At 63.8% G+C, this 24,978-nt stretch carries 23 protein-coding genes and 1 tRNA gene; 16 read left to right on the forward strand and 8 right to left on the reverse strand.

All coding sequences use genetic code 11. The features are described 5' to 3' along the window. The first annotated feature begins 90 nt into the window (after positions 1-90). Complete coding sequence (locus HU738_RS05920; protein ID WP_176509169.1) at positions 91-723, forward strand: LysE family transporter; 633 nt, start codon at positions 91-93, stop codon at positions 721-723. Between the two features lie 30 nt (positions 724-753). Here the strand turns inward: HU738_RS05920 and HU738_RS05925 are convergent, their stop codons facing one another. Together HU738_RS05925 and HU738_RS05930 are read right to left on the reverse strand one after the other, a co-directional pair. Then, positions 754-1,506 carry a slipin family protein gene (locus HU738_RS05925; protein WP_186601435.1) on the reverse strand — a complete coding sequence of 251 codons (753 nt, stop codon included), beginning with the start codon at positions 1,504-1,506 and terminating at the stop codon, positions 754-756. Between the two features lies 1 nt (position 1,507). Further along, complete coding sequence (locus HU738_RS05930; RefSeq protein WP_186601434.1) at positions 1,508-2,854, reverse strand: NfeD family protein; 1,347 nt, start codon at positions 2,852-2,854, stop codon at positions 1,508-1,510. A 97-nt stretch (positions 2,855-2,951) separates the two neighbouring features. On the opposite strand from HU738_RS05930, the gene HU738_RS05935 reads away from it, so the two are divergent. From HU738_RS05935 to HU738_RS05945, 3 genes are all read left to right on the forward strand, one after another. Continuing rightward, a complete protein-coding gene (locus HU738_RS05935) occupies positions 2,952-3,410 on the forward strand; it encodes an aminoacyl-tRNA deacylase (RefSeq protein WP_186601433.1) in 459 nt (152 codons plus the stop codon). 61 nt (positions 3,411-3,471) lie between these two features. Continuing rightward, the gene (locus HU738_RS05940) at positions 3,472-3,714 is read left to right on the forward strand and encodes a DUF2789 domain-containing protein (protein WP_054886437.1); all 243 of its coding nucleotides are present in this window, start codon (positions 3,472-3,474) and stop codon (positions 3,712-3,714) included. A gap of 68 nt (positions 3,715-3,782) precedes the next feature. Next, positions 3,783-4,421 (forward strand): hypothetical protein, encoded by a 639-nt coding sequence (locus HU738_RS05945; RefSeq protein WP_054886436.1) that lies wholly within the window; start codon positions 3,783-3,785, stop codon positions 4,419-4,421. A 6-nt stretch (positions 4,422-4,427) separates the two neighbouring features. On the opposite strand, the gene HU738_RS05950 is transcribed toward HU738_RS05945, so the two are convergent. The 3 genes from HU738_RS05950 to HU738_RS05960 form a co-directional block, all read right to left on the reverse strand. Then, positions 4,428-4,865 (reverse strand): CBS domain-containing protein, encoded by a 438-nt coding sequence (locus tag HU738_RS05950; RefSeq protein ID WP_186601432.1) that lies wholly within the window; start codon positions 4,863-4,865, stop codon positions 4,428-4,430. Between the two features lie 205 nt (positions 4,866-5,070). Then, positions 5,071-6,798 carry a dipeptidase gene (locus tag HU738_RS05955; protein ID WP_186601431.1) on the reverse strand — a complete coding sequence of 576 codons (1,728 nt, stop codon included), beginning with the start codon at positions 6,796-6,798 and terminating at the stop codon, positions 5,071-5,073. Between the two features lie 157 nt (positions 6,799-6,955). After that, positions 6,956-7,032: transfer RNA gene (locus HU738_RS05960), tRNA-Arg, on the reverse strand. A 265-nt stretch (positions 7,033-7,297) separates the two neighbouring features. Here HU738_RS05960 and HU738_RS05965 point away from each other — a divergent pair. The 9 genes from HU738_RS05965 (at position 7,298) to HU738_RS06005 (ending at position 16,707) form a co-directional block, all read left to right on the forward strand. Then, positions 7,298-8,047: a GntR family transcriptional regulator gene (locus HU738_RS05965; RefSeq protein WP_176509164.1), complete on the forward strand. Its 750-nt coding sequence runs from the start codon at positions 7,298-7,300 to the stop codon at positions 8,045-8,047. After that, the gene (locus tag HU738_RS05970) at positions 8,044-9,768 is read left to right on the forward strand and encodes a fumarate reductase/succinate dehydrogenase flavoprotein subunit (protein WP_176509163.1); all 1,725 of its coding nucleotides are present in this window, start codon (positions 8,044-8,046) and stop codon (positions 9,766-9,768) included. Before HU738_RS05965 ends, HU738_RS05970 begins: the two co-directional genes overlap by 4 nt. Positions 9,769-9,806: 38 nt before the next feature. Further along, the gene (locus tag HU738_RS05975) at positions 9,807-10,052 is read left to right on the forward strand and encodes a 4Fe-4S dicluster domain-containing protein (RefSeq protein ID WP_054887076.1); all 246 of its coding nucleotides are present in this window, start codon (positions 9,807-9,809) and stop codon (positions 10,050-10,052) included. Positions 10,053-10,173: 121 nt separating this feature from the next. Then, positions 10,174-11,580 (forward strand): ABC transporter substrate-binding protein, encoded by a 1,407-nt coding sequence (locus HU738_RS05980; protein WP_186601430.1) that lies wholly within the window; start codon positions 10,174-10,176, stop codon positions 11,578-11,580. A 14-nt stretch (positions 11,581-11,594) separates the two neighbouring features. Further along, positions 11,595-12,377 (forward strand): ABC transporter permease, encoded by a 783-nt coding sequence (locus HU738_RS05985; RefSeq protein WP_176509161.1) that lies wholly within the window; start codon positions 11,595-11,597, stop codon positions 12,375-12,377. Then, a complete protein-coding gene (locus HU738_RS05990) occupies positions 12,377-13,228 on the forward strand; it encodes an ABC transporter ATP-binding protein (protein ID WP_186601429.1) in 852 nt (283 codons plus the stop codon). Before HU738_RS05985 ends, HU738_RS05990 begins: the two co-directional genes overlap by 1 nt. After that, positions 13,225-14,190 (forward strand): HEAT repeat domain-containing protein, encoded by a 966-nt coding sequence (locus HU738_RS05995; RefSeq protein WP_186601428.1) that lies wholly within the window; start codon positions 13,225-13,227, stop codon positions 14,188-14,190. The genes HU738_RS05990 and HU738_RS05995 overlap by 4 nt, the downstream gene beginning before the upstream one ends. After that, on the forward strand, positions 14,190-14,471 hold the full coding sequence (locus HU738_RS06000) for a DUF971 domain-containing protein (RefSeq protein WP_186601427.1): 282 nt from the start codon (positions 14,190-14,192) through the stop codon (positions 14,469-14,471). Before HU738_RS05995 ends, HU738_RS06000 begins: the two co-directional genes overlap by 1 nt. 64 nt (positions 14,472-14,535) lie before the next feature. Beyond that, entirely contained in the window at positions 14,536-16,707 is a 2,172-nt protein-coding gene (locus HU738_RS06005; protein ID WP_186601426.1) for a dermonecrotic toxin domain-containing protein, read from the forward strand. On the opposite strand, the gene HU738_RS06010 is transcribed toward HU738_RS06005, so the two are convergent. Together HU738_RS06010 and HU738_RS06015 are read right to left on the reverse strand one after the other, a co-directional pair. After that, on the reverse strand, positions 16,704-17,567 hold the full coding sequence (locus HU738_RS06010) for an ABC transporter ATP-binding protein (protein ID WP_186601425.1): 864 nt from the start codon (positions 17,565-17,567) through the stop codon (positions 16,704-16,706). The genes HU738_RS06005 and HU738_RS06010 overlap by 4 nt on opposite strands. Beyond that, on the reverse strand, positions 17,564-19,159 hold the full coding sequence (locus tag HU738_RS06015) for an ABC transporter permease (protein ID WP_225923403.1): 1,596 nt from the start codon (positions 19,157-19,159) through the stop codon (positions 17,564-17,566). The genes HU738_RS06010 and HU738_RS06015 overlap by 4 nt, the downstream gene beginning before the upstream one ends. 297 nt (positions 19,160-19,456) lie before the next feature. On the opposite strand from HU738_RS06015, the gene HU738_RS06020 reads away from it, so the two are divergent. Next, entirely contained in the window at positions 19,457-20,494 is a 1,038-nt protein-coding gene (locus HU738_RS06020; protein ID WP_186601424.1) for an ABC transporter substrate-binding protein, read from the forward strand. Between the two features lie 36 nt (positions 20,495-20,530). Next, positions 20,531-21,436: a TauD/TfdA dioxygenase family protein gene (locus tag HU738_RS06025; protein WP_186601423.1), complete on the forward strand. Its 906-nt coding sequence runs from the start codon at positions 20,531-20,533 to the stop codon at positions 21,434-21,436. A gap of 87 nt (positions 21,437-21,523) precedes the next feature. Here the strand turns inward: HU738_RS06025 and HU738_RS06030 are convergent, their stop codons facing one another. Next, entirely contained in the window at positions 21,524-22,438 is a 915-nt protein-coding gene (locus tag HU738_RS06030) for a LysR family transcriptional regulator (protein ID WP_176509153.1), read from the reverse strand. 193 nt (positions 22,439-22,631) lie between these two features. Between HU738_RS06030 and HU738_RS06035 the strand changes: the two genes are divergently transcribed. Beyond that, positions 22,632-24,968 carry a TonB-dependent receptor gene (locus tag HU738_RS06035; RefSeq protein WP_186601422.1) on the forward strand — a complete coding sequence of 779 codons (2,337 nt, stop codon included), beginning with the start codon at positions 22,632-22,634 and terminating at the stop codon, positions 24,966-24,968. Positions 24,969-24,978 lie beyond the last annotated feature (10 nt).

A 24,978-nucleotide genomic window follows, 5' to 3' on the forward strand; every position in this document is an offset into this window, starting at 1 on the left:
AGGCGATGGAATGCCCGCAGAATTTGCTGGTTATTTTTTCGCCAAAACCTTAGCTTAACGTTTTGCAACAGTTGTTGAGCGAGGTGTGAAATGTCGATGGAAGTGTGGCTGGGCTTCTTTGCCGCCTGCTGGGTGATCAGCCTGTCGCCGGGTGCCGGGGCGATTGCCTCGATGTCCAGCGGACTACAGTACGGCTTCTGGCGTGGCTACTGGAATGCCCTGGGCCTGCAGCTGGGCCTGATCATGCAGATCGCCATCATTGCCGCCGGCGTCGGCGCAATCCTCGCTGCATCCGCCACCGCTTTTCAGCTCATCAAGTGGTTCGGCGTGGGCTACCTGGTCTACCTCGCCTACAAGCAATGGCGCGCCTTGCCCATGGACATGACCGATGAAGCTGCCGTGCGCCCGATTGGCAAGCCGCTGAGCCTGGTGTTCCGCGGCTTCCTGGTCAACGTCAGCAACCCCAAGGCGCTGGTGTTCATGCTGGCCGTGCTGCCGCAGTTCATCAACCCTCACGCGCCGTTGCTGCCGCAATACATCGCGATCACCGTGACCATGGTCAGCGTCGACATGCTGGTGATGGCGGGGTACACCGGGCTGGCTTCCCGCGTTTTGCGGCTGTTGCGCACGCCCAAGCAGCAAAAGCGCCTGAACCGGACCTTTGCCGGGCTGTTCATCGGCGCGGCGACCTTCCTCGCCACCCTGCGCCGGGCGCCAATCTGATCGAATCCCGGGGCTGCCCTGCGGCCCCGGTCATTTCTGCTTGTCCACCAGCCCCTTGAGCAAGTCGACCGGCAACGGAAAGACAATGGTCGAGCTCTTGTCGCCGGCAATCGCCCCCAGCGTCTGCATGTAACGCAACTGCATGGCCCCCGGCTCTTTGCTGAGCATCTGCGCGGCCTGCATCAGTTTCTCTGACGCCTGCAGCTCGCCCTCGGCATGGATTACCTTGGCCCTCCGTTCACGTTCGGCCTCCGCCTGACGGGCAATGGCGCGGACCATCGACTCGTTGAGGTCGACGTGCTTGATCTCGACGTTGGCGACCTTGATGCCCCAGGCATCGGTCTGTGCGTCCAGTACCTGGCGAATGTCCGAATTCAGCTGCTCGCGCTCGGCCAGCAGCTCGTCCAGCTCATGCTTGCCCAGCACCGCACGCAAGGTGGTCTGGGCCAACTGGCTGGTGGCGACGAGGAAGTCTTCGACCTGGATGATCGCCTTCTGCGGGTCGAGCACGCGGAAATACACCACTGCATTGACCTTTACCGACACGTTGTCGCGGGTGATCACATCCTGTGGTGGCACATCCAGCACCACGGTACGCAGGTCGACCCGGACCATCTGCTGGATCACCGGGACCAGCAGGATCAGCCCCGGCCCCTTGACCTGCCAGAAGCGCCCCAACTGGAACACCACGCCACGCTCGTACTCGCGCAGGATGCGAAATGCCGACAGCAACAGCATCACCAGCACGATCAGCGCGGCACCGAACCCCACTTGCATGAACATGTCAGTCTCCTTGCGCCGCAGGCGCGGCGGCACTCACTTCCAGCGTCACGCCATGGCGTGCTGTAACCCGGACGTGCTGCCCGGCCTGCAGCGGCGTGGTGCACTGGGCTTGCCATTGTTCGCCCTGGGCCTGGACCGAGCCGCAGAACGGGTTGTCCGCCATCACCTGGGTCACCGTCACCAGGCTGCCGACCAGCCCGGCGTCACCGCTGACCAGCGCCCGTCGGCGCGCCTTGATGGCCATGCCTGCCACGCCGCCGATCAGCAGGGCCGAAACCACGGCGAGGATGCCTATCAGCACCACGGGGATGCCGAAACCCGGGGCATCGGTGTCGATCAGGATCACGGCGCCAGCGATGAAAGCCACGATGCCGCCGAAGCCGACCACGCCAAAACTGGGCAGGAACGCCTCGGCGACCATGAAGGCGATGCCGAGCAGGATCAGTGCCATGCCGGCGAAGCTCACCGGCAACAGCTGCAGGGCATACAGCGCCAGCAGCAGGCAGATGCCGCCGACCACTCCGCCCAGTGCGGAACCTGGGTTCATGAACTCGAACAACAGGCCGTATACCCCGATCATGATCAGGATCAGCGCCACACTGGGATGGGTGATCACGGCCAGCAGGCGCGTGCGCCAGTCCGGCAGGCGTTCGATCACGGCAGCATCCCGGGTCTGAAGCCGCTGTGGTTGGCCGGCGGCGACCAAGGTCTTGCCGTCGATCTGGTGCAGCAGCGCAGGCAGGTCGTTGGCTACCTGGTCGATCACGTTCAGGCGCAGTGCTTCACTGGCCGGCAAGCTGACCGCCTCACGCACCGCTTGTTCTGCCCAGTCGGCATTGCGCCCGCGTAGCTGGGCCAGGCCTCGGATATAAGCGGTGGCGTCGTTGACCTGTTTGCGGGCCAGGGTCTGTTCATCGTCGCTCGGCTTGGCCTTGTCGTCCTTCGGCGCACCGGGCAGGCCACCGATCTGCACGGGCGTGGCGGCGCCGAGGTTGGTCCCGGGGGCCATGGCGGCGACGTGGCTGGCATAGAGGATGTAGGTGCCAGCGCTGGCGGCACGGGCGCCGCTGGGGGCAACGTAACTGACGACCGGCACGGGGCTTGCCAGAATCGCCTTGATCATCAGGCGCATGGCACTGTCCAGCCCGCCGGGGGTATCCAGGCGCAGCACCACCAACTGGGCACCTTGGGCCTTGGCCTGGTCGAGATTGCGAACCAGGTAGTCAGCGCTGGCCGGGCCGATGGCGTCATCAATGCCCAATACCCAGACGCTACCGGGCGCTGCCAGGCTCGCCGGGGCAAGGCCAAGCAGCAACAGCAGCAGCCAGCGGCAACATCGAGTGATCACCTGTCGTCACCTCGTTGACCTCTCTGCTTGAAGTTTAGCCATGCCTGCCGGCCCAAGGCCTAAAATTGAAGGTTGGGGGCGAAACCGGAGGTGCATCATGCGTATGGCCAAGACCCTGCAGCAGCGCCTGGACCAGGCCAACTGCGACTACGACATCATTCCCCACCCACACTCGGCCACCAGCCTGGAGTCGGCGCGCACGGCGGGCGTACCTGCCGAGCGGGTGGCCAAGTCGGTCATGCTCGACGACCGTCATGGCAACTACCTCATGGCCGTGCTACCGGCCAACCGGCACATGGACATGAGCAAGGTGCGCATGTCCGGCGCCTGGCAACTGACCCGCGAAAGCGCCCTGCCGATGCTCTTCGGCGACTGCGAAAGAGGCGCCATACCGGCAATGGGTGAGGCCTATCAGATAAAGATGCTGCTCGATTCGAGTCTTACCCGCCAGGGCGATGTCTACCTGGAGGCAGGTGACCACGATCACCTGATCCACATGAGCATGGAGCAGTACCTGAAACTGGTACCGCAAGCCGAAGTACGAGAACTGTGCTGATGACAACCAACCCATGCCGGGCCGGGCGCACTGCTGGCCGGCCCGGTGCTAAGGAGGCAACATGGAAAAACCGAACCACCACTTCTCGGAAATCTTCAAGCAACTGGGCCTGCCTGACGACCCAGTCGAAATCGAGCGCTTCATCACCACGCACTCGCCGCTGGATGACGGCGTAAAACTGGTAGACGCGCCTTTCTGGACGGAAGGGCAGCGGGCGTTTCTCAAGGAAAGCTATACCGCCGATGCTGACTGGATACCTATGATCGACCAGTTGAACGAGGCCCTTCATCCCAAGAAAAAATAAGTGCCGAGCGGCACCTGACGAGTGATCGGCCGTTGCTATGCTCAGGAAAAACAACAGGGGATAGCGTGATGAAAGATCCCTACGCACCAGGTTTCTGGTGCTCCGTGACGATCCTGGGCACCCTGACGGCCGGCTACTTCTACGGCATACGCCACACCCAGCAGATGAACCAGGCCATACAGTTTCTCTACGCCGCCGCCGCCGTCACTGGCGCGGTGGCGTTGCTGGCCCTGACCTGGATTGCCTGGCAGCAGTTGCGCTTGAACAAGCGTGAAGTGATTCAGGGCCGAACGTTGCTCACCATCTGGGACACCAAGGTTGCACTGCGCCGCGTCGAGACGGTGTTCGACCGCTATTTCTGGGGCAGCTACTGGCATTCCGGGCGCACCTTCGAGGAAGTGATGGGCGAACTCAAGGGTACGCCGCTGGAGCAGAGCCTGGATGCATTGAAGCGCCAGTGCCGGGCGCTCGACCGGGAAATCCATGACCATCATCACCACTGGCTGGCCAATGCCCGCGACCTGTCCAGTGTGGCCACGGCCATGGCCCGCGAGCGGTATCAGCTGGATCTGTGCGAGCCGTCGAGCAACGGCCATGGCAATACCGCCGTGCTCAACCGTGACCTGGAAGTGTTGGTTTACACCTGGTCGGCGCGCCTGCGCAGCTTCGACCATCAGTTGGACGAACTGGAGCGCGCCTACCATTGAGGCCGGCTATTCGCCGCGAATGTAGCCTTCCAGCTGCTTGATCAGGCTGGCCTGCTCGGCGATGGTTTCCTTCACCAGGTCACCGATCGATAGCAGCCCGAGCAGCTTGCCGTCCTCGACGACTGGCAGGTGGCGCAGATGGCGGTCGGTCATCTGTTGCATGCAGTAGTCCAGACTCTTCCTTGGGTCCACCGTGATCACCGGCGCGCTCATGATCTCGCGCACCGGTGTGGCGGCCGAGGAGCGGCCCCTGAGTACCAGCTTGCGGGCATAGTCGCGTTCACTGACGATGCCCACCACCTGATCGTTCTCCACGACAGGCAAGGCACCGACGTTCTTCTCCGCCAGCAGTTTCAGGGCGTCGAGCACCGAGTCATCCGGGCCGATGGTGTACACGGTCTGGTGCTGGGACTTGGTCTTGAGGATTTGGTCGACGGTCTTCATACGGGCCTCTGCGGGGGAAAAGACGAGCTCCTGGGGTAAATAAAGCATCCGGGACGCCGGCCTGCACGGCAATGCAGGAAACGGCATCGAGTCGATTGAAAAACGTCATGGGTAGTTCCTGTACCGGCCGCTTCGCGGCTAAAGCCGCTCCTGCAGGTATGCAGCGAACATCCGGGGGAGCCGCGAAGAGGCCGGTACAGCTGACTTAGAGCTTCGGCATCTGCCCAATCCGCGCGACCATCTCGCTCACTACCTGCAGGTCGAGCATGAACTGTTCCACGGTCTTGAACTCGTTGTCGTTGTGCCCGGTGTACTTCACATCCGGCATGGCCAGACCGAACTGCACGCCGTTGGGCAGGTCATGCACCGACGTGGCGCCGGCCGAGGTGCCGAATTCGTGTTTCATGCCCAGGTTTTCGCTGGCCACATCGAGCAACGCCTTGACCCATTCACCCTCGGGGTTGCGGAACATCGGCTCGTCGAGGCTGTAGTCGAAGGCTACCGAAGTGTGGCTCTGGCGGGTCCATTTACCCAGTTTGTCGGCCAGCTGGTCCTTGATCACGGCCAGTGGCTTGCCTTTGGGGATGCGCAGGTTCACGGCCAGCTTGAGGCCCTTGTCGTCCACGCCGACGAAAGTGAGCGAGGTGGTCAGCGGGCCCATGAACGCGTCCTCGAAGCCAATCCCCAGTTTCTTGCCCAGGTAGTCCAGGCCCCAGTTGTCGGCGGCGTAGCGGGCGGCATCGGTGAAGTGGTTGTGCTTGAGCGGTACCTGCTGGCCCAGGCCATTGAGGAAATCGAGCATGCGTGCCACCGGGTTGACGCCGGACTCTGGCTCCGAGGAGTGGGCAGACACACCGGTAACGGTGAGCAGCACGTTCTTGCCGTCGACCTTGGCGGTGATGCTGAAGTCATTGCCATGACGCTTCACATAGTCGGCCCCGGCCGTCTCCAGGTGCTTGGCAAGTTCCGCCGGGTTGTCGGCAACCAGGGTCGCCACCGACGTGGTCGGAATCTGGTTGGTCGCCAGACCGCCGGTCAGGTTGACGATTTCCGCACCTTTGCCTGTGGCCGGGCGTTTGCTGAAGCTGGCCATGACCGTGCCGTAACCTTTTTCGGCAATCACCACCGGGTAGCCGCCATCGAGGGCCAGGTTGTAGTCGGGGGTAGGGTTGCGCTCGAAGTAGTAGGGGATGGCATCGCCACTGGTTTCTTCGGTGGTGTCGATCAACAGCTTGAACTGCCGGGCCAGTGGCAGCTTTTCGTCCTTGGCCACTTTCAGCGCATACAGCGCAACGATGATGCCGTTCTTGTCATCCTCGGTGCCACGGCCGTACATGCGGTCACCGACCAGGGTGACCTTGAACGGGTCGAGGCGGGTGCCGTCGGCAAGCTTCCAGTTGTCCGGGTTGACCGGCACCACGTCAGCGTGGGCGTGGATGCCGACCACTTCCTTGCCTTCACCCAGCGAGATCTCGTAGACGCGGTTGTCGACATTGCGAAAGGCCAGGCCGAAGCTCTCGGCCAGCGCCTTGATCTTGTCGGCGATCTTCACGAATTCGGGGTTTTCGTGCTGCGGCACCCCGTCGACGCTGAAGGTGGGGATGGCGACCAGCTCGCGCAGGTTTTCCGTGGCGGCCTTGGCGTACTTGATGCGGGTGTACAGGCCGAGCAGGCGGTTGATCTCATTCTGTTGCTCGGCTGCGAGCGGCTTGCCGGCCAGGTAGGCGTCGAGCGTGGCTGCGAGGTTGTCGGCCTTGGCCAGGTCGCTGCCTTGGAGTTTACCGAGGAATTGCTTGAAGTCGGCCGGGTTGCTGCCGTCGAAAGCTTTGACGATGGCGGCAGACTGTTGCTGGGACAGGTTGGCCTGGGCCGGTTGAGTGAACAGGCCAATGCTGGCCAGCATCAGAGCGGTGGAGAGTTTTTTCAGGTGCATGAGCACGCATTCCTTCGCGAATCATTGTTATGGGATACCCGTCGGGACGGGAGGGGATCCACGCTAACATCAATGACCCATGGCACGGGAGTGCCAGAAACGCGACATGTCGCACAAATGAAAAAGCCCCGGGCATGATCCCAGGGCTTTTCAGATATGGCGCACTCGGCGGGATTCGAACCCACGACCCCTGCCTTCGGAGGGCAGTACTCTATCCAGCTGAGCTACGAGTGCAACGCGCACGCATGATACCCATCTGATTCGGCGGCGTCCATCGCCTTGATCTATCGCTGTTTTCTCGCCTGGCCCTTCGCGGCCAAAGCCGCTGCCACAGGTACTGCGCTGTCTGTAGCAGCGGCTTCAGCCGCGAGAGGGCCGGTACAGGCCGCCACAAATCCATCTATCCATATGCAATTTCAGTATTTCCTCAGCGGTTCTTATGTCCTCTATCCTCTGGTCACAACTTGTTATAACAAGTACTCGATCAGCGAAGAGAATCATGGCCGAACTGCTCCCCCTGTCCCCGGTACCGCTCTACACCCAGCTCAAGGAACTGCTGCGCGAGCGCATCCTCGACGGTACTTATCCACCGCACAGTCGCATGCCCTCGGAAAGCGAGCTGGGCAAGGCTTTCGAGGTCAGCCGTATCACCGTGCGCCAGGCGCTGGGTGACCTGCAGAAAGAAGGACTGATCTTCAAGATCCACGGCAAAGGCACCTTCGTCGCCAAGCCCAAGGCGTTCCAGAACGTCAGCACCCTGCAGGGCCTGGGCGAGTCGATGACGCAGATGGGCTATGAGGTGATCAACCGCCTGCGCAGCTTCCGTCATGTGCCGGCCAATGCGCTGGTCGCTGCGCGGCTGCAGGTCGAGGAGGGCAGCCTGGTTACCGAGATCCGCCGGGTGCGCTTGATCAACCGCGAGCCGGTGTCGCTGGAGCTGACCTGGCTGCCCAAGGCCGTCGGCGAAAAGCTGGAAAAGGCCGACCTGGTCACCCGCGACATCTTCCTGTTGCTGGAAAACGACTGCGGCATTGCGCTGGGCCACGCCGACCTGGCCATTGACGCGGTGTTGGCAGACAGCGACCTGACCCAGGCGCTGGAGGTGGAAGAGGGCGCGCCGATCATGCGTATCGAGCGCCTTACCCACGCCGCCGACGGCACGCCGCTGGACTTCGAACACCTGTATTACCGCGGCGATGCCTTCCAGTACCGCCTGCGCATCGACCGTCAGAAGGGGAGCAAGGCATGAGCATCGAGACCCAGGACTACGACATCATCGTCATCGGTGGCGGCACCGCCGGGCCGATGGCGGCGATCAAGGCCAAGGAGCACGACAAGCGCCTGCGCGTACTGCTGCTGGACAAGGCCAACGTCAAGCGCAGCGGCGCCATCAGCATGGGCATGGACGGCCTGAACAACGCCATCATTCCCGGCCATGCCACGCCCGAGCAGTACACCAAGGAAATCACCGTGGCCAACGACGGCATCGTCAACCAGGCCGCCGTGCATGCCTATGCCACCCACAGTTTCGAAACCATCGAGCAACTCGACCGCTGGGGCGTCAAGTTCGAAAAGGACGAGACTGGCGACTACGCGGTGAAGAAGGTCCACCATATGGGCGCCTATGTGCTGCCCATGCCTGAAGGTCACGACATCAAGAAAGTGCTCTATCGCCAGCTCAAGCGCGCCCGGGTCGAGATCAGTAACCGCATGGTTTGCACCCGTGTGCTGCTCGACGCCGAAGGCGCGGCTGCCGGTGTCATGGGTTTTGATTGCCGCACGGGCGAGTTTCGCGTGGTACGGGCCAAGGCGGTGATCCTTGCCTGCGGCGCTGCCGGGCGCCTGGGCCTGCCCTCCTCGGGGTACCTGATGGGCACCTACGAAAACCCGACCAATGCCGGCGACGGCTATGCCATGGCCTACCACGCTGGCGCCGAGCTGGCCAACCTCGAGTGTTTCCAGATCAACCCGCTGATCAAGGACTACAACGGCCCGGCCTGCGCCTACGTCACCGGCCCCCTTGGTGGCTACACCGCCAACAGCAAGGGCGAACGCTTCATCGAGTGCGATTACTGGAGCGGGCAGATGATGTGGGAGTTCCACCAGGAACTCGAAGGCGGCAACGGCCCGGTGTTCCTCAAGCTCGACCACCTGGCCGAAGAAACCATCCAGAACATCGAACAGATCCTGCACAGCAATGAGCGCCCCAGCCGCGGCCAGTTCCATGCCGGGCGTGGTACCGACTACCGCCAGCACATGGTCGAGATGCATATCTCCGAGATCGGCTTCTGCTCGGGGCATTCGGCGTCAGGGGTGTGGGTCAACGAGAAGGCCGAGACCAGCGTCAAGGGGTTGTATGCCGCCGGTGACATGGCTGCAGTGCCGCACAACTACATGCTCGGTGCGTTTACCTACGGCTGGTTTGCCGGCGTGAACGCCGCAAAGTACGTGGCCGAGCGGGAATTGGCCGAGGTCGATGCCGGGCAGGTCGAGCGCGAACGCACGCGGGTGTTCGCCCCGCTGCAGCGTGAGCATGGCCTGCCGCCGGCGCAGGTCGAGTACAAGCTGCGGCGCATGGTGAACGATTACCTGCAGCCGCCAAAGGTGACCAGGAAGATGGAAATCGGCCTGGCGCGCTTTGCCGAAATCGAACGTGATCTCGAACAGATGAAAGCCAGCAACCCGCATGAGCTGATGCGGGCGATGGAGGTCTCGGTGATTCGCGACTGTGCCGAGATGGCGGCGCGGGCCTCGCTGTTCCGTGAGGAGAGCCGCTGGGGCCTTTACCACCACCGCGTGGACTTCCCCGAGCGCAACGATGGTGAATGGTTCTGCCATTGCCATCTGAAAAAAGGCGAAGACGGTGAAATGACCAGCTTCAAGAAAGCCGTCGAACCGTACCTGATTGCGCTGGATGCCCAGGAACAGACTGCCTATGACCGGCTGCGGGTGAAAGCCGACGCTGCCTGAATGAAACAGAGGGCCGAAGGCCCCAAGGACCCCGTGAAATGGCCTACCAGCCCCAGGAAATCTTGTTCCGCAGCAGCGCCCCGGTAACCATCGACGAAGACAAGTGCATCGCCGAAAAGGGCTGCACCGTGTGTGTCGAGGTCTGCCCCATGGACCTGCTGGCGATCAACCCAGCCACGCAAAAGGCGTACATGGCATTCGACGAGTGCTGGTACTGCATGCCTTGCGAGAAAGACTGCCCCACCGGCGCGGTCAAGGTCGACATCCCGTACCTGCTGCGTTGACTCATCTGCGCCATCCGGGGAGCCACCGGACGCGCCCTCCTGCAATGCCCCTCGTTTCCCACCCCCAAGCCGGGCGGCGGAGACGATTCCAGCACTCAAAACGATTCGAGGGGAAACATCCATGCGCCTTGTAGCAACCGTGGCCGGCCTCGCGCTGGCGCTCACCGGGCTGAACGCCAGCGCCGAAACCATCCGCATCGCCATCGGTACCCAGGACACCACCATCAACTGCGCCACGGGCGGCCTGCTGATTCGCGAGCTGGGTCTGCTCGACAAGTACCTGCCGCACGATGGCAAGTACAAGGACGCCCACTACCAGGTCGAGTGGAAGAACTTTACCAGCGGTGCACCGCTGACCAACGAGATGGTCGCCGGCAAGCTCGACTTCGGCGCCATGGCTGATTTCCCCGGTTCGTTCAACGGCGTCGCGCACCTGGATGCCGGCAAGCGCAGCCTGTTCATCAGCGTGCTGTCGGGCAGTGTGCATGGCAGTGGCAACGGTATCGTGGTGCCGGCGGCATCCAAGGTGCAGTCGCTGGCAGAGCTCAAGGGCAAGACCATCTCCGTGCCGTTCGCCTCGACCGCCCACGGCATGCTGCTGCGCGCCGTGGCAGCCCAGGGCTGGGACCCGCAGAACGACGTGCGGATCATCGCCCAGGCGCCGGAGATCGCCGGTTCCGCCTTGCGCAGCAACCGTATCGAAGCTCACGCCGACTTCGTACCGTTCGCCGAGCTGTTCCCCAATCGCGGCTTCGCCCGCAAGATCTACGACGGTGCCCAGGCCAACGCGCCGACGTTCCATGGCGCCCTGGTCGATGCCGACTACGCCAGGAAGTACCCGGAAGTGGTCACCGCCTACCTGCGCGCCAGCCTTGAAGCGGACCGCCTGATCGCGGCCGAACCGGAAAAGTACAGCGAGCTGATCGAAAAGGTCACCGGCATCGAGGCCGAGGTCAATTACCTGTTCCACGGCCCGCTTGGCCTGCAGACCCGTGACCTGACCTGGAAGCCTGAATACCGCCAGGCAGTGGCGACCTCCATCGACACGCTCAAGCTGCTGAAAAAGACCGATCGCGGTCTCGACACCGACCAGTTCATCGACGACCAGTACATCCGCGCAGCCTTCAAGCAGGACGGCCTGGATTACGACAAGGCGTTGAACAACTATGCGCCGCTGCCACTCAAGGCCAACGACGCGCTCACGGGCAAACCGATCACCGACTTCAGCCGCCTGGCGCAGATCTGGGTGCGCGGTGAAGCCAAGGTGCGCCACTACGCCTCGCCGGAAGCCGCCCTCGGCGCGCTGGCTCAGCTGGAACAGGACGGCAAGGACATTCGCGCCATCTACGCCCAGGCTGCCGACAGCGGCATCAAGCTGCTGGCCAACCAGGCCTGGTTCGTGCGCAATGCCAAGGGCGAACTGGCCGCTTTCCTGCTCAAGGACCAGGCCGAGCAGTACGCCAAGGCCCATGGCGGCGAAGCGCTGGACTTTGTCAGCGCCAACCAGAAGCTGGTCGCCCAGCGCTGACCGGAGGCATCGAGATGACCCGCGACCTCAAGCGCTGGCCCGTGCGTCTGGTTTCGCTGCTGGCCTGCCTGCTGTTCTGGCAGGCGGCGGCCAGTGTCAAGCTGGACCTCGGTCTGCTGACCTTCACCTATGTTCCCACGCCGCAGGCGGTGCTGAGTGCGGCCTGGCAGTTGCTGACCTCCAGCACGCTGCTGGCGCACCTGGGCAGCAGCCTGTCGCGGGTGTTTGCCGGTTATGCCGCTGCTGCGCTGCTGGGTGTGAGCCTGGGGCTGCTGATCGGCCGCTCGAAATGGGCAGAGGACACCTTGCTGCCGCCGCTCGAAGTGCTGCGGCCGATACCGGCGGTGGCGTGGATCCCGCTGGCAATCCTGATGTTCCCGTCGTCGGAGCTGTCGATGGTGTTCATCACCTTCACCGGCGCGCTGTTCCCCATCCTGCTCAACACCGTGCATGGCGCGGAGGCCGTCGACCCGCGCCTGGTAGCCTCGGCGCGCAGCCTCGGTGCCGGGCGCTGGGCAATCCTGCGCGAAGTGGTATTGCCTGGCGCGTTGCCGAGCATCGTCACCGGCCTTGCCATCGGCATGGGCACCTCGTGGTTCTGCCTGGTCACTGCCGAGATGATCGCCGGGCAGTTCGGCATCGGCTACTACACCTGGGAGTCGTATACCTTGCAGAACTACCCGGACATCATCGTCGGCATGCTGCTGATCGGCGTACTGGGCATGGGCAGTAGCTCGCTGGTCAAGCACTTGGGTGCGCTGGTCACGCCCTGGTACCGCACACGGAGGGCTGCCTGATGAACCCCTGTCAACAGGCGCCGGGGCGGATCGAGGGGCAGGGCCTGTCGATCCGTCTGGGGCGGGGCGGTGAGGCCTTCGAGGCGGTGCAGCGCCTGGACTTCGCTGTGGAGCCGGGGGAGTTCGTCTGCATCCTCGGGCCTTCCGGTTGCGGCAAGTCGACCTTGCTCGGTGCCCTGGCCGGGCATCTGGTGCCCAGCAGCGGCCAGCTGAGCGTGGATGGCCAAGCCATCACCGGGCCCTCGCCGCAGCGCGGCATGGTATTCCAGCACCACACCTTGCTGCCGTGGCGCAGCGTGCTCGACAACGTCGCCTTTGGCCTGAAGATGCAAGGCCTGGGCAAGGCCGAACGCCGCCAACAGGCATACGACATGTTGCAACTGGTGGGCTTGGCGGACTTCGCCGAGCGCTGGCCCAGCCAGTTGTCCGGTGGCATGCAGCAGCGTGCCGAGATCGCCCGGGTGCTGATCAATCGCCCGCGCCTGCTGCTGATGGACGAGCCTTTCGGCGCCCTCGATGCGCAAACCCGTGCACGCATGCAGGAACTGCTGCTGGATATCTGGGGGCGCATTCGCACCACCGTGGTGTTCGTCACCCACGATATCGACGAAGCCTTGTTTCTGGCCGATCGCCTGCTGGTGATGAGCCCACGCCCCGGTCGCTTCATCGAGGACCTGCGCCTGGACTTCGCACGCCCGCGCCGTACCAGCCTGCTGACCAGCGCTGAGTTCACCCACCTCAAACGCCATTGCCTGGCCTTGTTGCGCCATGAAGAAGGCCGCGAATTGCCGCGCCTGACGCCGCTCGGCCTGCCGACCACTGAACACCCACCGTTAAGGATTGCGCTATGACGGAACGAAGCACCGACAACCCCGAAATTCTTGACCTGCTGCCACGCCTCGAAGCCGACGATGCGGGTGTGCGACGCATTGCCCTGATCGCGCTGGCCGACCTGGAAGACCCTGATGCCTTGCCGTGGCTGACCGATGCGCTGTTGGTCGATGGCGCCGACGACGTGCGTGCCGAGGCCGCGCGGCTGCTGGAGGCCTGGGAAGAGCCGGAAGTGGTGCAGGCACTGTGCGCCGCGCTGGCGGATGGCGCCGAAGCGGTTCGCCTGGCTGCCGCGCAGAGCCTCAGCGAGTTGAAGACCCCGGAAGCCGGGCAACTGATTTTGCCGTGGACGGCCCATGCCGATGCTTTTGTCCGCGCCAGTGCCTTGCGCGCCCTGCGCGAACTGCGCCTGGAGGACGCTGCCAAGCCTGCGTTGCGGGCACTGGAGGACCAGGATGCGCTGGTGCGGCGCGAAGCGGTGGGGATCCTGGGTTGGCTCAAGCACGAGCCCGCGCTGCCTGCCTTGGCGAGACTGGCCGAGCATGAGCCCGACACCGAGGTACGTCGCGCAGCGATTGGCGCTTTGGGGCTTGCGCATGACCTGGTCGTGTTGCCGGCGCTGGTTGGCGCCTTGCGCGATCCCGCCTGGCAAGTACGCGAAGAAGCCGCGACGACGCTGGGCAAGGTTGGCCATGCCCAGGCCGGGCCCGCCTTGGTGGTGGCGCTAGGGGATGACTTCTGGCAAGTGCGCTTGCGCGCTGCCCGTTCACTGGGCCGCCTGCGTCACACCGAGGCGCTGGATGCCTTGGCCGCCCTGCTGGGCCATGCCATCGCCAACCTGCGCAAGGAGGCCGCGCTGGCGCTCGGCGAACTGGGCCAGGCCCGCGCCCTGCCGGCGTTGCAGGCGGCTGAGGCGGACAGCGATCCGGAAGTGCGCAAGGCCGTGCGCATCGCCTTGGCGCAGCTGCGCGGGGCTGCGTGATGAACAGCCCCAGCGCAATCCGCAACCAACGCGAGGCGGGGCTGCTGAGCGTGCAGTGGCAGGATGCCGAGCAGGTCATCAGCCATGCGCGCTTGCGCGGTGCCTGCCCGTGCTCGCAATGCCGCGCCGCCCGCCTGCGCGGCGCCATTGGCGTGGTGCAGGACGATGTGCGAGTGGAGCACATCGAGCCGCAGGGTTACGGCGTGCAACTGCTGTTCAGCGATGGGCACCAACGGGGTATCTACCCCTGGGAATACTTGCGCGGACTGGGGGTGGCATAGGGGTATCCCCTTCCTCTCCTCGGGGCGGAGCAGCATCAAGGCTCTCGAACCGAGGAGCATGGGCATGACCGATCCATACGCGCAGAGCCTTGAGTGGCTAAAGGACGCCAAGACCATCCTGGAAAAGGCCCGACGGTACCGTGAGGCGTTTCCTGACCTGCAATCGCTGGCGCACGAGCAGGCAAGCGCTTACCTGCTGATGCAAACCGGCATGGCGCTGGACCCCGACCAGGTTTGGTGGCACCACTTCCGTAAGGGGGACAACCGGCGAGCCCGCAGTTTCACCGGGTGGACGCACCATCACGCACCGATCAGCTCACTGACCTTCACCGAGCTGTGGATCAGGCGTCTCGATGTCGAGTTGCAGGACGAAGATGCCGATACGATCTTCCGCCTGAACGGTTTTTACCGTGATGGCCCGGGTGCGCAGGCGTTCGATGCGCAGAACGAAGTGAAGCTCGACCCGGTGAAGGTCAGGAAGCATCTCTGGGAGCTCGACTTTGCCAATGTGGTGCGTGAGCGCACGGATCGGTTCTGGAGCAATGAGGGCAAGGATCTGCCTGTGCTGCTCAAGGTCAGCTTCATCTCTGCCATCGAGAGCAGCCTGATGGCTGGCCATGTCACCACCGAGGATCGCCAGCGGTTATGGGCGTGGATGGGGCTGGAAGCCGGGAAGCGCCTGAGCCTGGCCGGTTTGAGTGGCCCAGGCGGCACTGGCGATTACTCGGTTCGGCACTACCCGATGCACGGAGGAGGGCACTTGTTGACCTTCGCGCTGCGTAACGGCCGGTTTCTTCTGTATACCCCGACGGCGGACGTGGTGCTGCAGGCATTCGATGACGTGGCAGCCTTGCGCATCTGGGTTTCCAGGCAGTTGCATGGGGAAGAGGGCCAGAGCTGGTACGACTCCCTGCACAAGCCCTACGCCGAGGTTGACGAGGCCACGCGCAAGGCCGGGCTGCAGCGACTGCGCGAGCGCAGCGGTACCGGGCCGGCGCCACACTGGCCGTTCGGCCTGGGCGCCGAAGTGGCTCGGCCGCTGTTTGAACAGATGAGCGAATGGGTCAGGCATGACGTCGAGGCCGGCCATCGCATACTGGTCTCCAACAGCGACCTGCACAAACAATACTGGCGACATGAGCTGGGGATCGCGATCACCGTGCTGAGTGTGTTCGCCTTGGGGTGGCAGCCTCTTGGCATGGTGCTGTTCATGCTTGGCAGCGTTCGCCTGGGGCTGGATATCGATGCGTTGGTGAATGCTCCCAACAAGGTCCAGCGCAATGAAGCGTTCACTTCAGCCGTGTGCGACCTGCTGGTGATAGCGTTTTCCGTATATTCGGTGCTGACGGAATCTACGCCTGAGCAGTGGGATACCTACATGGAGGTGGACCAGGCTTCCAGCGACCTGGTTTCACGCGCTGTACGCCAGCGTCACAAAGCGTTGCTGAACCAGGCCGAGCTACCCGGGTTCGAGGGGCACATGGCGCCGACGGACGAGTTCGGTACGCCCCATGTGGCGCGTCAAGGCGAGCGCTTTTACAGCTTCAGGCACGAAGGTGACGTGCACAACAACCTGATCGAGCAATACAGTGGCCACATGGCCAAGGTCAACGATGTGTTCAGTATCGGCAGGCAGCGCTTGGCCGCGGTACCTGAAGACGAGCTGCGGGCATTCCTCGACAACCTGTTCGACTCGATGGAGCAACTCCCTCGCAGCGGCGCCAAGGTGCTGTGGCGTGGAGGCCGTGGCCCGCGAGTGACCATCGGAGCACGCTGGCGGGCCGGTGCAATTCGCCGAGGCGATGTGCTGGTCAGCACCGACATCACGTCGTTTACCGAGAGTCCCTACATTCCCCGACGGTTCATGCTGCCCAAGGAGGCGGTCGACCTGCCGTTGGCGCAGGTGGCGGAGCATTTCGATGACAACACCGTGTTGTACGAGCTGCTTGTCGATGGCCAGGCCAGCGGCGTGCCGGTGGCATCCCTGTCGTTGAACTGGCAGGAGGCCGAGGTGCTGTTCACTCCTGGGCGCTACTTTCGGATCGAGTCCGCCGGCGAGGTCAGCGGTACGCATTACCGTTTTCTGCGCATCCGCTTGCGCGAAGTGCTCAAGCCCACCGACAAACCGATCTACGCCATGCGCACCGGCCTGCCGTTCGATCGTCATGCCTACCTGCAGCTGGTGCAGCATGACGCTGTGGTCGAGCGCTTCTTCCCCGCAGCGGCTTGGACCTAAAGAGCGATCAGTTCAGGCCGCAGACCTTCCACCCGACGTGCTGGCGGCGGCAGGTAGCCGCCGTCACCGGTGATCTGGTGCAGAACCCGCTCGCGCAATCCGTGCAGGGCCACACCGGTACGCAGGCGCGGGTGCGGCAGGTCGATGTCCACCACCGACTTGATCCGCCCGGGGCGTGGTTCCAGCACCACGACCCGGTCGGCAAGGTAGGTGGCTTCCTCGGCGTCATGGGTCACCAGCAGCGTGGTGATACCGGCACGTTCGCGAATGGCCAGCAGTTCGTCCTGCAGCTGCTGGCGGGTCAGTGCGTCAAGCGCGCCGAACGGCTCGTCGAGCAACAGGATGCGCGGGCTGGCCACCAGGCCACGGGCAATCGCTACACGCTGGGCCATGCCGCCGGACAGCTGGTGCGGGTAGGCCGACTCGAAACCGACCAGGCCTACCAGTTGCACGAACTCATGCACACGCCGGGCGCGTTCTCCCTGGGTCAGGTGTTCGTTGACCAGGCCCAGGGCAATGTTCTGTTCGACCGTCAGCCAGGGGAACAGCCGATGCTCCTGAAACACGATGCCGCGCTCGCCGCCGATGCCGCTGACCGCCTGGCCATCGATGCGGATGCTGCCGCTATAGTCGGTGTCCAGCCCGACCAGCAGGCGCAGCAGGGTCGACTTGCCGCAGCCCGAGGCGCCGACGATGGCGATGAACTCGCCTTCGTTGATGGCCAGGTTGAAGTTGCGGATGGCCTCGAAGGGCTGGCCATCGACGCTGAAGACCTTGCCGACGCCTTCGAAGCTGACCAGCGGCGGCGTGGTGTCGGCCTGATTGGCCGTGTGCAGGTGTGAAGCATTGAAGGCGTTCATGCGGTTCTCCAGCGCGTGGCGCGCGATTCGAGGCGTTGGCCGAGGGTGCCGAGCAGGGCGCCGACCAGGCCGATCAGGACCATCGCGGCCATCACCTGGTCCATGCGGAACAATTGCTGCGCGCCGATCATCAGGCTGGCGATGCCACCGTCCGAGGGCATGAAGTACTCAGCACCGATGGTGCCCAGCCAGGCGTAGATCAAGGACAGGCGCAAGCCGGCGAATATCGCCGGTGCGGCGCCGGGCAGCACCAGCAGACGCAGTCGTTGCCACAGGCTCAGGCGCAGTGTGCGGGCTGCTTCGCCCAGTTGTGGCGAGAGGCTGGCGATGCCGCGCTGGGTGGCGATCAGCAGCGGGAAGAATGCCGCCAGGCCGACGAACACGTGCTTGGCCCCTTCGCCGAGGCCGAACCAGGCCGTGAGCAAGGGGACCCAGGCAAACAGCGCCACTTGCCGCAGGGCCGATAGGCTTGGCCCGAACAGGCGTTCGGCCTTTGGCGACAGCCCCAGCAGCAACCCGCTCAGCAAGCCGGCGCCGCCACCCAGGAGCAGGCCGGTCAGGGTGCGCTGCAGGCTCAGCAGCATGGCTTCTGGCAGCGAGCCGTCGGCCAGGCCGCTGAACAGCGCGCGCAGCACATCCAGCGGCGAAGCGAGGATGTTCGGGTCGATCCAGCCCAGGCTATTGCTCGCCTGCCACAGCGCCAGCAATGCCACTGGCAGCAGCAGGCTTTGCCAGCCCCGTGGAATGGGCCCGCGCTGCTGTTCGCCGGTGGCCGGTTGAGGCCAGAACAGCAGGCGCTTTTCCAGGGTCGAGAAGCCGCGCTCCAGCAGTGCACCGACCAGACCGATCACCAGGATGCACAACAGCACCAGATCGAGCATGAACAGCTGCCTGCCCCAGACCATCAGGTAGCCGATGCCCTCGCTGGAGGCCAGCAATTCCACGGCGAGCAACGACGTCCAGCCGGTCGCCAGGGCCAGGCGCACCCCAGTGAGGAAGGCGGGCAGGGCCGCTGGCAGCAGCAGGCGCAGAAACAACAGGTGACGCGGCAGGCGCAGCGCGGCGGCGGCTTCGCGCAGCTTCGGCTGCGCGTCGCGCACGCCGACCAGCGTGTGCAGGGTGACCGGCACCACGACGGCTTTCACCAACACCACCAGCTTGAGCAGTTCGCCGATACCGAAGAACAGCATGAACAGCGGAATCCAGGCCAGGGTAGGGATTTGCGCCAGGGCCACGAAGGTTGGCAGCACCCAGGTCTGCGCGTGGCGTGAGGTGCCCAGCCATGTGCCGAGCAGCAAGCCACAGCCGACGCCCGTCAGCAGCCCCCAGAACAGCCGCTGCAGACTTATCCACAAGTGCCCCCAAAGCTCACCGGAGCCAAACTCCAACGCGCTTTGCCACACCAGTGAGGGCGCCGGCAGGATCTGCTCGCTCATCCAGCGCTGCTGGCTCGCCACGCACCACAGCAAGGCAATGCACACCGGCACTGCCCATGGCAAGACGCGACCCACGCGGGAGCGGCCGTGCGCCGTGATTGGGGCGCGCAGTGGCCAGCGAAGCCAACCCCGCCCTTTGCTCAGAACTCCATTCATCGGCCATCTCTCGAAGCGTTTCAATGTTATTCACTTATGGAATTAAAAAATTACACAAGCGATATTCAAGAGATAAGAGCATGCAAGCCATGCATGCGGAACCCCCTCGCCGTTGCGTTTTCCTCATATTTTCCATGCGTTTCCCGCAAGCCACCCCGCGCCCCGCATGAATCCTCGTTTATGTCTTTCCGTTACTGAAAAATGAAGTTTTGATCTTTGTGGGTTCTAACCAGACCTGCCTAGCTTCTGGCCAACGCGCCGGCCATCGCCGGTGGCAGCCTGCCAAGGAGCCTTGCCATGAAAACCCCGCTTCGCCACCTGATCACCGCACTCGGCCTGGCCTTTACCCTGGGCGCCCACGCAGCCGAGCCGGCCAAGCCGGAAAGCATCCGCATCGCGGTGCCCGACCTCAGCGCCGGCAGCAAGCACAGTGCGGGCGGTGTGGTCGACGTACTGCGCGACCAGCAGCTGCTGGAAAAGGAATTTGCCAAAGACGGCATCCGCATCGACTGGCACTTCTTCAAGGGCGCAGGCCCCGTGGTCAACGAAGCCCTGGCCAATGGCCAGGCCGACTTCGCCTACCTGGGCGACCTGGCGGCGATCGTCGGCAAGGCCAACGGCCTCGACACCCGTGTGCTGTCGGCCGGGGTGCGTGGGGTGAAGAGCTATCTGGGCGTAGTGCCGGGGTCCGGCATCAAGTCCCTGCGCGACCTCAAGGGCAAGCGCGTGGCGGTGTTCCGCGGCACCGCCAACCAGTTGTCGTTCGCCAGCGCGCTGGCCAGCCAGGGGTTGTCCGAGCGCGACCTGAAAGTGATCAACCTCGACTTCAACGCCGCCAACGCTGCGCTGGCTGCAAAACAGATCGACGCCACCTGGGGGCTTTCCAACCTGTTGTCGCTGCGTGAGCGCGGGCTGGTCGAGCTGCCGGTCAACTCCCGCGACCTGGCGGGCGCCGGCAGCACCCAGGCGGTGTTGCTCGGCACGGGCGATTTCATTCGCAAATACCCCGAGCTGGTGCAGCGCCTGGTCAATGCCCAGGAGCAGGCCACCAACTGGCTGCGCGACGAGCGTAACCGCGAGGCCTACGTCGAGCTGGTTGCGAGCAACGCCAACTGGCCACGCAGCATCCTCAGCGATGACCTGGCCAACGAAGACCTGGCCCATTACTTCGATCCTCGCCTGGACGCCGATTTCATCGCCCAGTTGCAGCAGGGCGTCGACCTGGCCGCACGCGAGCGCCTGATCCGCCGTGGCTTCCAGGTTTCAGAGTGGGTCGAACCGCGTTTCCTCGATACCGCACTGCAATCCCAACAGGCCGTGCAGGCCGCCCGCTGAACCCCAAAACCGACCATGACCGCAAGGACCACGACCATGAGCAATGCCGCACTAGCCTCAGCGCCACACGCCCTCGAACTCGACATCCAACCGGTTGCCGGCCGCATCGGCGCCGAAATCCGTGGGGTGAAGCTGTCTGCCGACCTCGATGCCGCCACCGTCGACGCCATCCAGGCGGCGCTGGTGAAGCACAAGGTGATTTTCTTCCGTGGCCAGACCCACCTGGACGACCAGGCCCAGGAAGGCTTTGCCAAGCTGCTCGGCGAGCCGGTCGCCCACCCCACCGTGCCAGTGGTGGACGGCACCAGCTACCTGCTGCAACTGGACGGCGCCGAAGGCCAGCGGGCCAACTCCTGGCACACCGACGTGACCTTCGTCGAGGCCTACCCAAAGGCCTCGATCCTGCGTAGCGTGGTGGCGCCGGCTTCCGGCGGCGACACCGTCTGGGCCAACACGGCCGCGGCCTACCAGGAGTTGCCTGAGCCGCTGCGCGAGCTGGCTGACAAGCTGTGGGCGGTGCACAGCAACGAATATGACTATGCGAGCGTCAAGCCTGATGTCGACCCGGCCAAGCTTGAGCGTTATCGCAAGGTGTTCACCTCGACCGTCTACGAGACCGAGCACCCGGTGGTGCGCGTACACCCGATCAGTGGTGAACGGGCGTTGCAACTGGGCCATTTCGTCAAGCGCATCAAAGGTTATTCGCTGGCTGACTCGCAGCACCTGTTTGCGCTGTTGCAGGGGCATGTGACGCGGCTGGAGAACACCGTGCGCTGGCGCTGGCAGGCGGGCGATGTGGCGATCTGGGATAACCGCGCGACGCAGCATTATGCCGTGGATGACTACGGCACCCAGCCACGCGTGGTGCGGCGGGTGACGTTGGCCGGTGAGGTGCCGGTGGGCGTGGATGGCCAGTTGAGCCGGACAACCCGCAAGGGGTAGGCCTGGTATCAAGGCCTTGAGATGGACCCTGTGGGAGCGGGTTAATCGGAGCGCCGAACCCGCTTCCACAGGGAATACGGTTAGCCCTCAGATTTCGGCATCGCAGGCGATCAACTGCCTGACCAACCCTTGAGCCAGCGGCGACAAGCCATACCCCACCCGGCTCACCACCCCATAGCGGGTGTAAAACGCCTCTTCCTGCTCCGGTAACAGGTCCACCAGTTTCAACGCCACCAGTCCCCCCTCCCTGTGGTAGGGCCGCAAATTCGCATTGCAGGCAATGCCAATGGTGTCCGATTGCATCACCACGTTCAGCAGGGCGTACCCATGCTCGCATTCCACCGTTGGCAGAAAGTCCTGGCGGCCGCTCAGGTCGCTGAGGATCTTGCGGATGTTTGGCGGCCGGAAAGTGGTGGCCAGCGGGTAGTCGAACACGTCCCGCGCACGCACTTCATTCTGCTCGGTCAGCGGGTGCCCGGCCCGACAGCAGAAGTGCCAGCGCTGCGGTGCCAGCTTGTGCACGCGGTAATCCGGGTCGGACTCGAACTGGCGCGTATCGGCAACGAAGAATTCGATCTCCTCGGCGATCAGCTTGCGGTTCAGCGCCTGCCAGTTATCCACCTGAAAGCAGGTGCGCGCCGCCGGGTATTCGGCCACGAAGCGCGCCACGGCCTTTGGCACCAGGCCGCCAGCCGGAGCCGGGCCGGAGCCGAAGCGCACCACGCCGGTGGTGGCGCCATTGAACTGGTGAATCTCGTTGACCAGGTTATGCGCGCCATGCACCAGGCGCCGCGAATGCTCCAGCACCAGCAAGCCCTGTCGAGTGGGTGAAAGCTCCTTGCTGGCACGGTCGACCAGACGACAGCCGATGTTGTGCTCCAGGGTCTGGATGCTGCGGCTGAAGGCCGATTGCGACAGATTCACCGCAGCCGCCGCAGCGACGAAACTGCGGTGTTCGACAAGGGCGATGAAGTGGCGGAGCTGGCGTAGGTCGATATGCATTTTCTACATGAAAACTTTCGGTCGAATGCAATTGATGAAGAGGGTCAGCCCCCTTATAAAGGGAGTCACTTATTCCACAAAATATGATTTACAAATATTTATATCTCTTAAAAGAATATAAGCCCAACTGACCGCGATTCGGTTCCGCCAACGGAAATGCTCGCCCAGGGCCGCAGCCTCAAGGAGCACTTGCATGTCCGGACTTTCCCGTTGGCCTGCGCGCGCGTCGCGCTTTACCTTGCAACCCTTGGCCGCCGGCGTGTTGCTGGCGGCATCCAGCGGCAGCTTTGCCGAAGAACCCGTCAGCACCACGCCGGCCGTGGAGCAGGAAGCCAAGCTCGGTACGGTCACGGTCAATGCCCGCCGCCGCGAGGAAACCGCGCAGAGCGTGCCCACGCCCATCAGTGTGCTCAGCAGCGAAACCCTGGAAACCCAGCGCATCTACCGTGTGCAGGATCTGCAACAGCTGGTGCCCAGCACCAACGTCGCCTACGTGCATGCACGGCAGTCGAGCATCTCGATTCGTGGCCTGGGCAACAACCCGGCCAGTGATGGCCTGGAAGGCAGCGTCGGCATCTATCTGGACAACGTCTATCTCGGCCGGCCGGGCATGGCGGTGTTCGACCTGCTCGACGTCGACCAGCTGGAAGTGCTGCGCGGCCCGCAGGGTACGCTGTTCGGCAAGAACACCACGGCGGGGGTGCTGAACATCACCACGCGCAAACCGACCTTCCACCCCGAGGGCAGCATTCAGCAATCGATTGGCGAGGACGGCTACCTGCAGACCCAGGGCAGTTACTCCGGGCCGATCACCGAGACGCTGGCCGGGCGCATCAGTGCCTACCACACCGAAGACGATGGTTATGTAAAGAACATCCACAACGGCGACGAGCTCAACGGTGGCAAACGCCAGGGCTTTCGTACCCAGCTGCTGTTCAAGCCGAGCGAAACCTTCAACCTGCGCTGGATCGGTGAGTACAACGAAGAAGATTCCAACAACGGCATCCTCAGCCTCTACAGCACCGGGCCGACCATCAATGGCGTCAACCGCTACGAAAGCCTGGCCGCCCAGGCGGGCGCGACGCTGGTATCGGGCAAGGACCGCAAGGTCAATTTCGATGCCGACCAGCAGGTGACCGTGTTCCAGGGGGGTACCTCGGTGGAGGCCAACTGGACCCTGCCCAATGACTTCACCCTGACTTCGATCAGCGCCTACCGCTGGTGGGACTTCACCCCGCGTAATGACGACGGCCTCAATGTGCCGGTGTTCTACAGCGCCGGGGTGTCGGTACGCGACAAGCAGTACTCCCAGGAAATCCGCCTGGCGTCGCCCACCGGTGGCGTCTTCGACTATGTGCTCGGCGCGTACTACTTCAAGCAGGACCTGGACAACAAGTCCTTCACCTATTACGGCCCTCAGGCGGACATCTGGAACATCACCCCGGCCGGCGCCCTGGCCAACGTCAATACCATCGGCAATGGCCATATCGATACCGACAGCTACGCGCTGTTCGCCCAGGGCACCTGGCACCTCACCGATCGCCTGGACTTCACCGCCGGCATCCGCGGCACCTACGAGGAAAAGAGCGCCTGGGTGACCCGCGACGCGCCAACCGGTGGTGCTGCCGTAACCGGTGCGGCCGCCGCTGCGCGCCAGGGCAGGGTGGGGGCGTACGATTCGGGCGACCTCAACCAGTACAGCTTCAGCCCTTCCGGGCTGCTGGGGCTGAGCTATCGCTTCAACGAGCAATTGCTCGGCTACGCCACCCTGACCCACGGCGAGAAGTCTGGTGGCGTCAACCTCACCGTCGGCGCCGCGCCGCGCCTGGGCACCGACTCGTTGCTGGTCGGCACCGAGCGGGCCAACAACGCCGAGTTGGGCCTCAAGAGCACGCTGTTCGATAACCGCCTGCAGCTCAACACCAACCTGTTCTGGACCGAGGTGCATGGCTACCAGGCCAACGTCTACGACCAGATCAACCGCGTGCAGTACCTGGCCAACGCAGGCAGCGTGCGCTCGCGAGGCCTGGAATTCGAAGCCACGGCGCTGCCGATCAAAGGCCTGACGGTGAACTTCAACGGTTCGTGGAACGACGTGCGCTACCTGAAGTACGACGACGCACCGTGCCCGCCGGAAGTGAGCCTGGCCAATGCCACGGCCACCTGCGACCTGTCCGGCCACCAGGTGGTCGGCGCTTCCAAGTACATCGCCAACCTCAACGGCGAATACAAGTGGCAGGCCAGCCAGCATGTCGAACCATACGTCACCGCCAGCTACGCGTTCCGCTCGAGGGCGGTGGGCACCATCGATGATTCCGACTTTGGCCAGATCCCCAGCTACGCGCTGGTCAACCTCTCCGCCGGTGTGCGCCTGGATCAAGGCGACGGCCTGATCGACCTGTCGCTGTGGGTGAAGAACGCCGGCGACAAGACCTATTTCACCAGCTTGTGGAACTCCGCCAACGGTGGATATGCCGGCGTGCTCGGTACCCCGCGCACCTTCGGCGCCACCGCCCGTTACGACTTCTGAGTAAAAAGGA

The sequence above is a fragment of the Pseudomonas vlassakiae genome, assembly GCF_014269035.2.
In the GTDB taxonomy this organism is placed as follows: Bacteria; Pseudomonadota; Gammaproteobacteria; order Pseudomonadales; family Pseudomonadaceae; genus Aquipseudomonas; species Aquipseudomonas vlassakiae.

What these genes read in the sequence shown, in the direction of transcription:
- HU738_RS05920 (WP_176509169.1), top strand. Translation starts at nt 91, where the DNA reads ATGTCGATGGAAGTGTGGCTGGGCTTCTTTGCCGCCTGCTGGGTGATC.
- HU738_RS06035 (WP_186601422.1), top strand. Translation starts at nt 22,632, where the DNA reads ATGTCCGGACTTTCCCGTTGGCCTGCGCGCGCGTCGCGCTTTACCTTG.
- HU738_RS06010 (WP_186601425.1), bottom strand. Translation starts at nt 17,567, where the DNA reads ATGAACGCCTTCAATGCTTCACACCTGCACACGGCCAATCAGGCCGAC.
- HU738_RS05995 (WP_186601428.1), top strand. Translation starts at nt 13,225, where the DNA reads ATGACGGAACGAAGCACCGACAACCCCGAAATTCTTGACCTGCTGCCA.
- HU738_RS05940 (WP_054886437.1), top strand. Translation starts at nt 3,472, where the DNA reads ATGGAAAAACCGAACCACCACTTCTCGGAAATCTTCAAGCAACTGGGC.
- HU738_RS05965 (WP_176509164.1), top strand. Translation starts at nt 7,298, where the DNA reads ATGGCCGAACTGCTCCCCCTGTCCCCGGTACCGCTCTACACCCAGCTC.
- HU738_RS05985 (WP_176509161.1), top strand. Translation starts at nt 11,595, where the DNA reads ATGACCCGCGACCTCAAGCGCTGGCCCGTGCGTCTGGTTTCGCTGCTG.
- HU738_RS06005 (WP_186601426.1), top strand. Translation starts at nt 14,536, where the DNA reads ATGACCGATCCATACGCGCAGAGCCTTGAGTGGCTAAAGGACGCCAAG.
- HU738_RS06030 (WP_176509153.1), bottom strand. Translation starts at nt 22,438, where the DNA reads ATGCATATCGACCTACGCCAGCTCCGCCACTTCATCGCCCTTGTCGAA.
- HU738_RS06015 (WP_225923403.1), bottom strand. Translation starts at nt 19,159, where the DNA reads ATGAATGGAGTTCTGAGCAAAGGGCGGGGTTGGCTTCGCTGGCCACTG.
- HU738_RS05970 (WP_176509163.1), top strand. Translation starts at nt 8,044, where the DNA reads ATGAGCATCGAGACCCAGGACTACGACATCATCGTCATCGGTGGCGGC.
- HU738_RS06025 (WP_186601423.1), top strand. Translation starts at nt 20,531, where the DNA reads ATGAGCAATGCCGCACTAGCCTCAGCGCCACACGCCCTCGAACTCGAC.
- HU738_RS05950 (WP_186601432.1), bottom strand. Translation starts at nt 4,865, where the DNA reads ATGAAGACCGTCGACCAAATCCTCAAGACCAAGTCCCAGCACCAGACC.
- HU738_RS05990 (WP_186601429.1), top strand. Translation starts at nt 12,377, where the DNA reads ATGAACCCCTGTCAACAGGCGCCGGGGCGGATCGAGGGGCAGGGCCTG.
- HU738_RS05945 (WP_054886436.1), top strand. Translation starts at nt 3,783, where the DNA reads ATGAAAGATCCCTACGCACCAGGTTTCTGGTGCTCCGTGACGATCCTG.
- HU738_RS05925 (WP_186601435.1), bottom strand. Translation starts at nt 1,506, where the DNA reads ATGTTCATGCAAGTGGGGTTCGGTGCCGCGCTGATCGTGCTGGTGATG.
- HU738_RS05980 (WP_186601430.1), top strand. Translation starts at nt 10,174, where the DNA reads ATGCGCCTTGTAGCAACCGTGGCCGGCCTCGCGCTGGCGCTCACCGGG.
- HU738_RS05975 (WP_054887076.1), top strand. Translation starts at nt 9,807, where the DNA reads ATGGCCTACCAGCCCCAGGAAATCTTGTTCCGCAGCAGCGCCCCGGTA.
- HU738_RS05935 (WP_186601433.1), top strand. Translation starts at nt 2,952, where the DNA reads ATGCGTATGGCCAAGACCCTGCAGCAGCGCCTGGACCAGGCCAACTGC.
- HU738_RS06020 (WP_186601424.1), top strand. Translation starts at nt 19,457, where the DNA reads ATGAAAACCCCGCTTCGCCACCTGATCACCGCACTCGGCCTGGCCTTT.
- HU738_RS06000 (WP_186601427.1), top strand. Translation starts at nt 14,190, where the DNA reads ATGAACAGCCCCAGCGCAATCCGCAACCAACGCGAGGCGGGGCTGCTG.
- HU738_RS05955 (WP_186601431.1), bottom strand. Translation starts at nt 6,798, where the DNA reads ATGCACCTGAAAAAACTCTCCACCGCTCTGATGCTGGCCAGCATTGGC.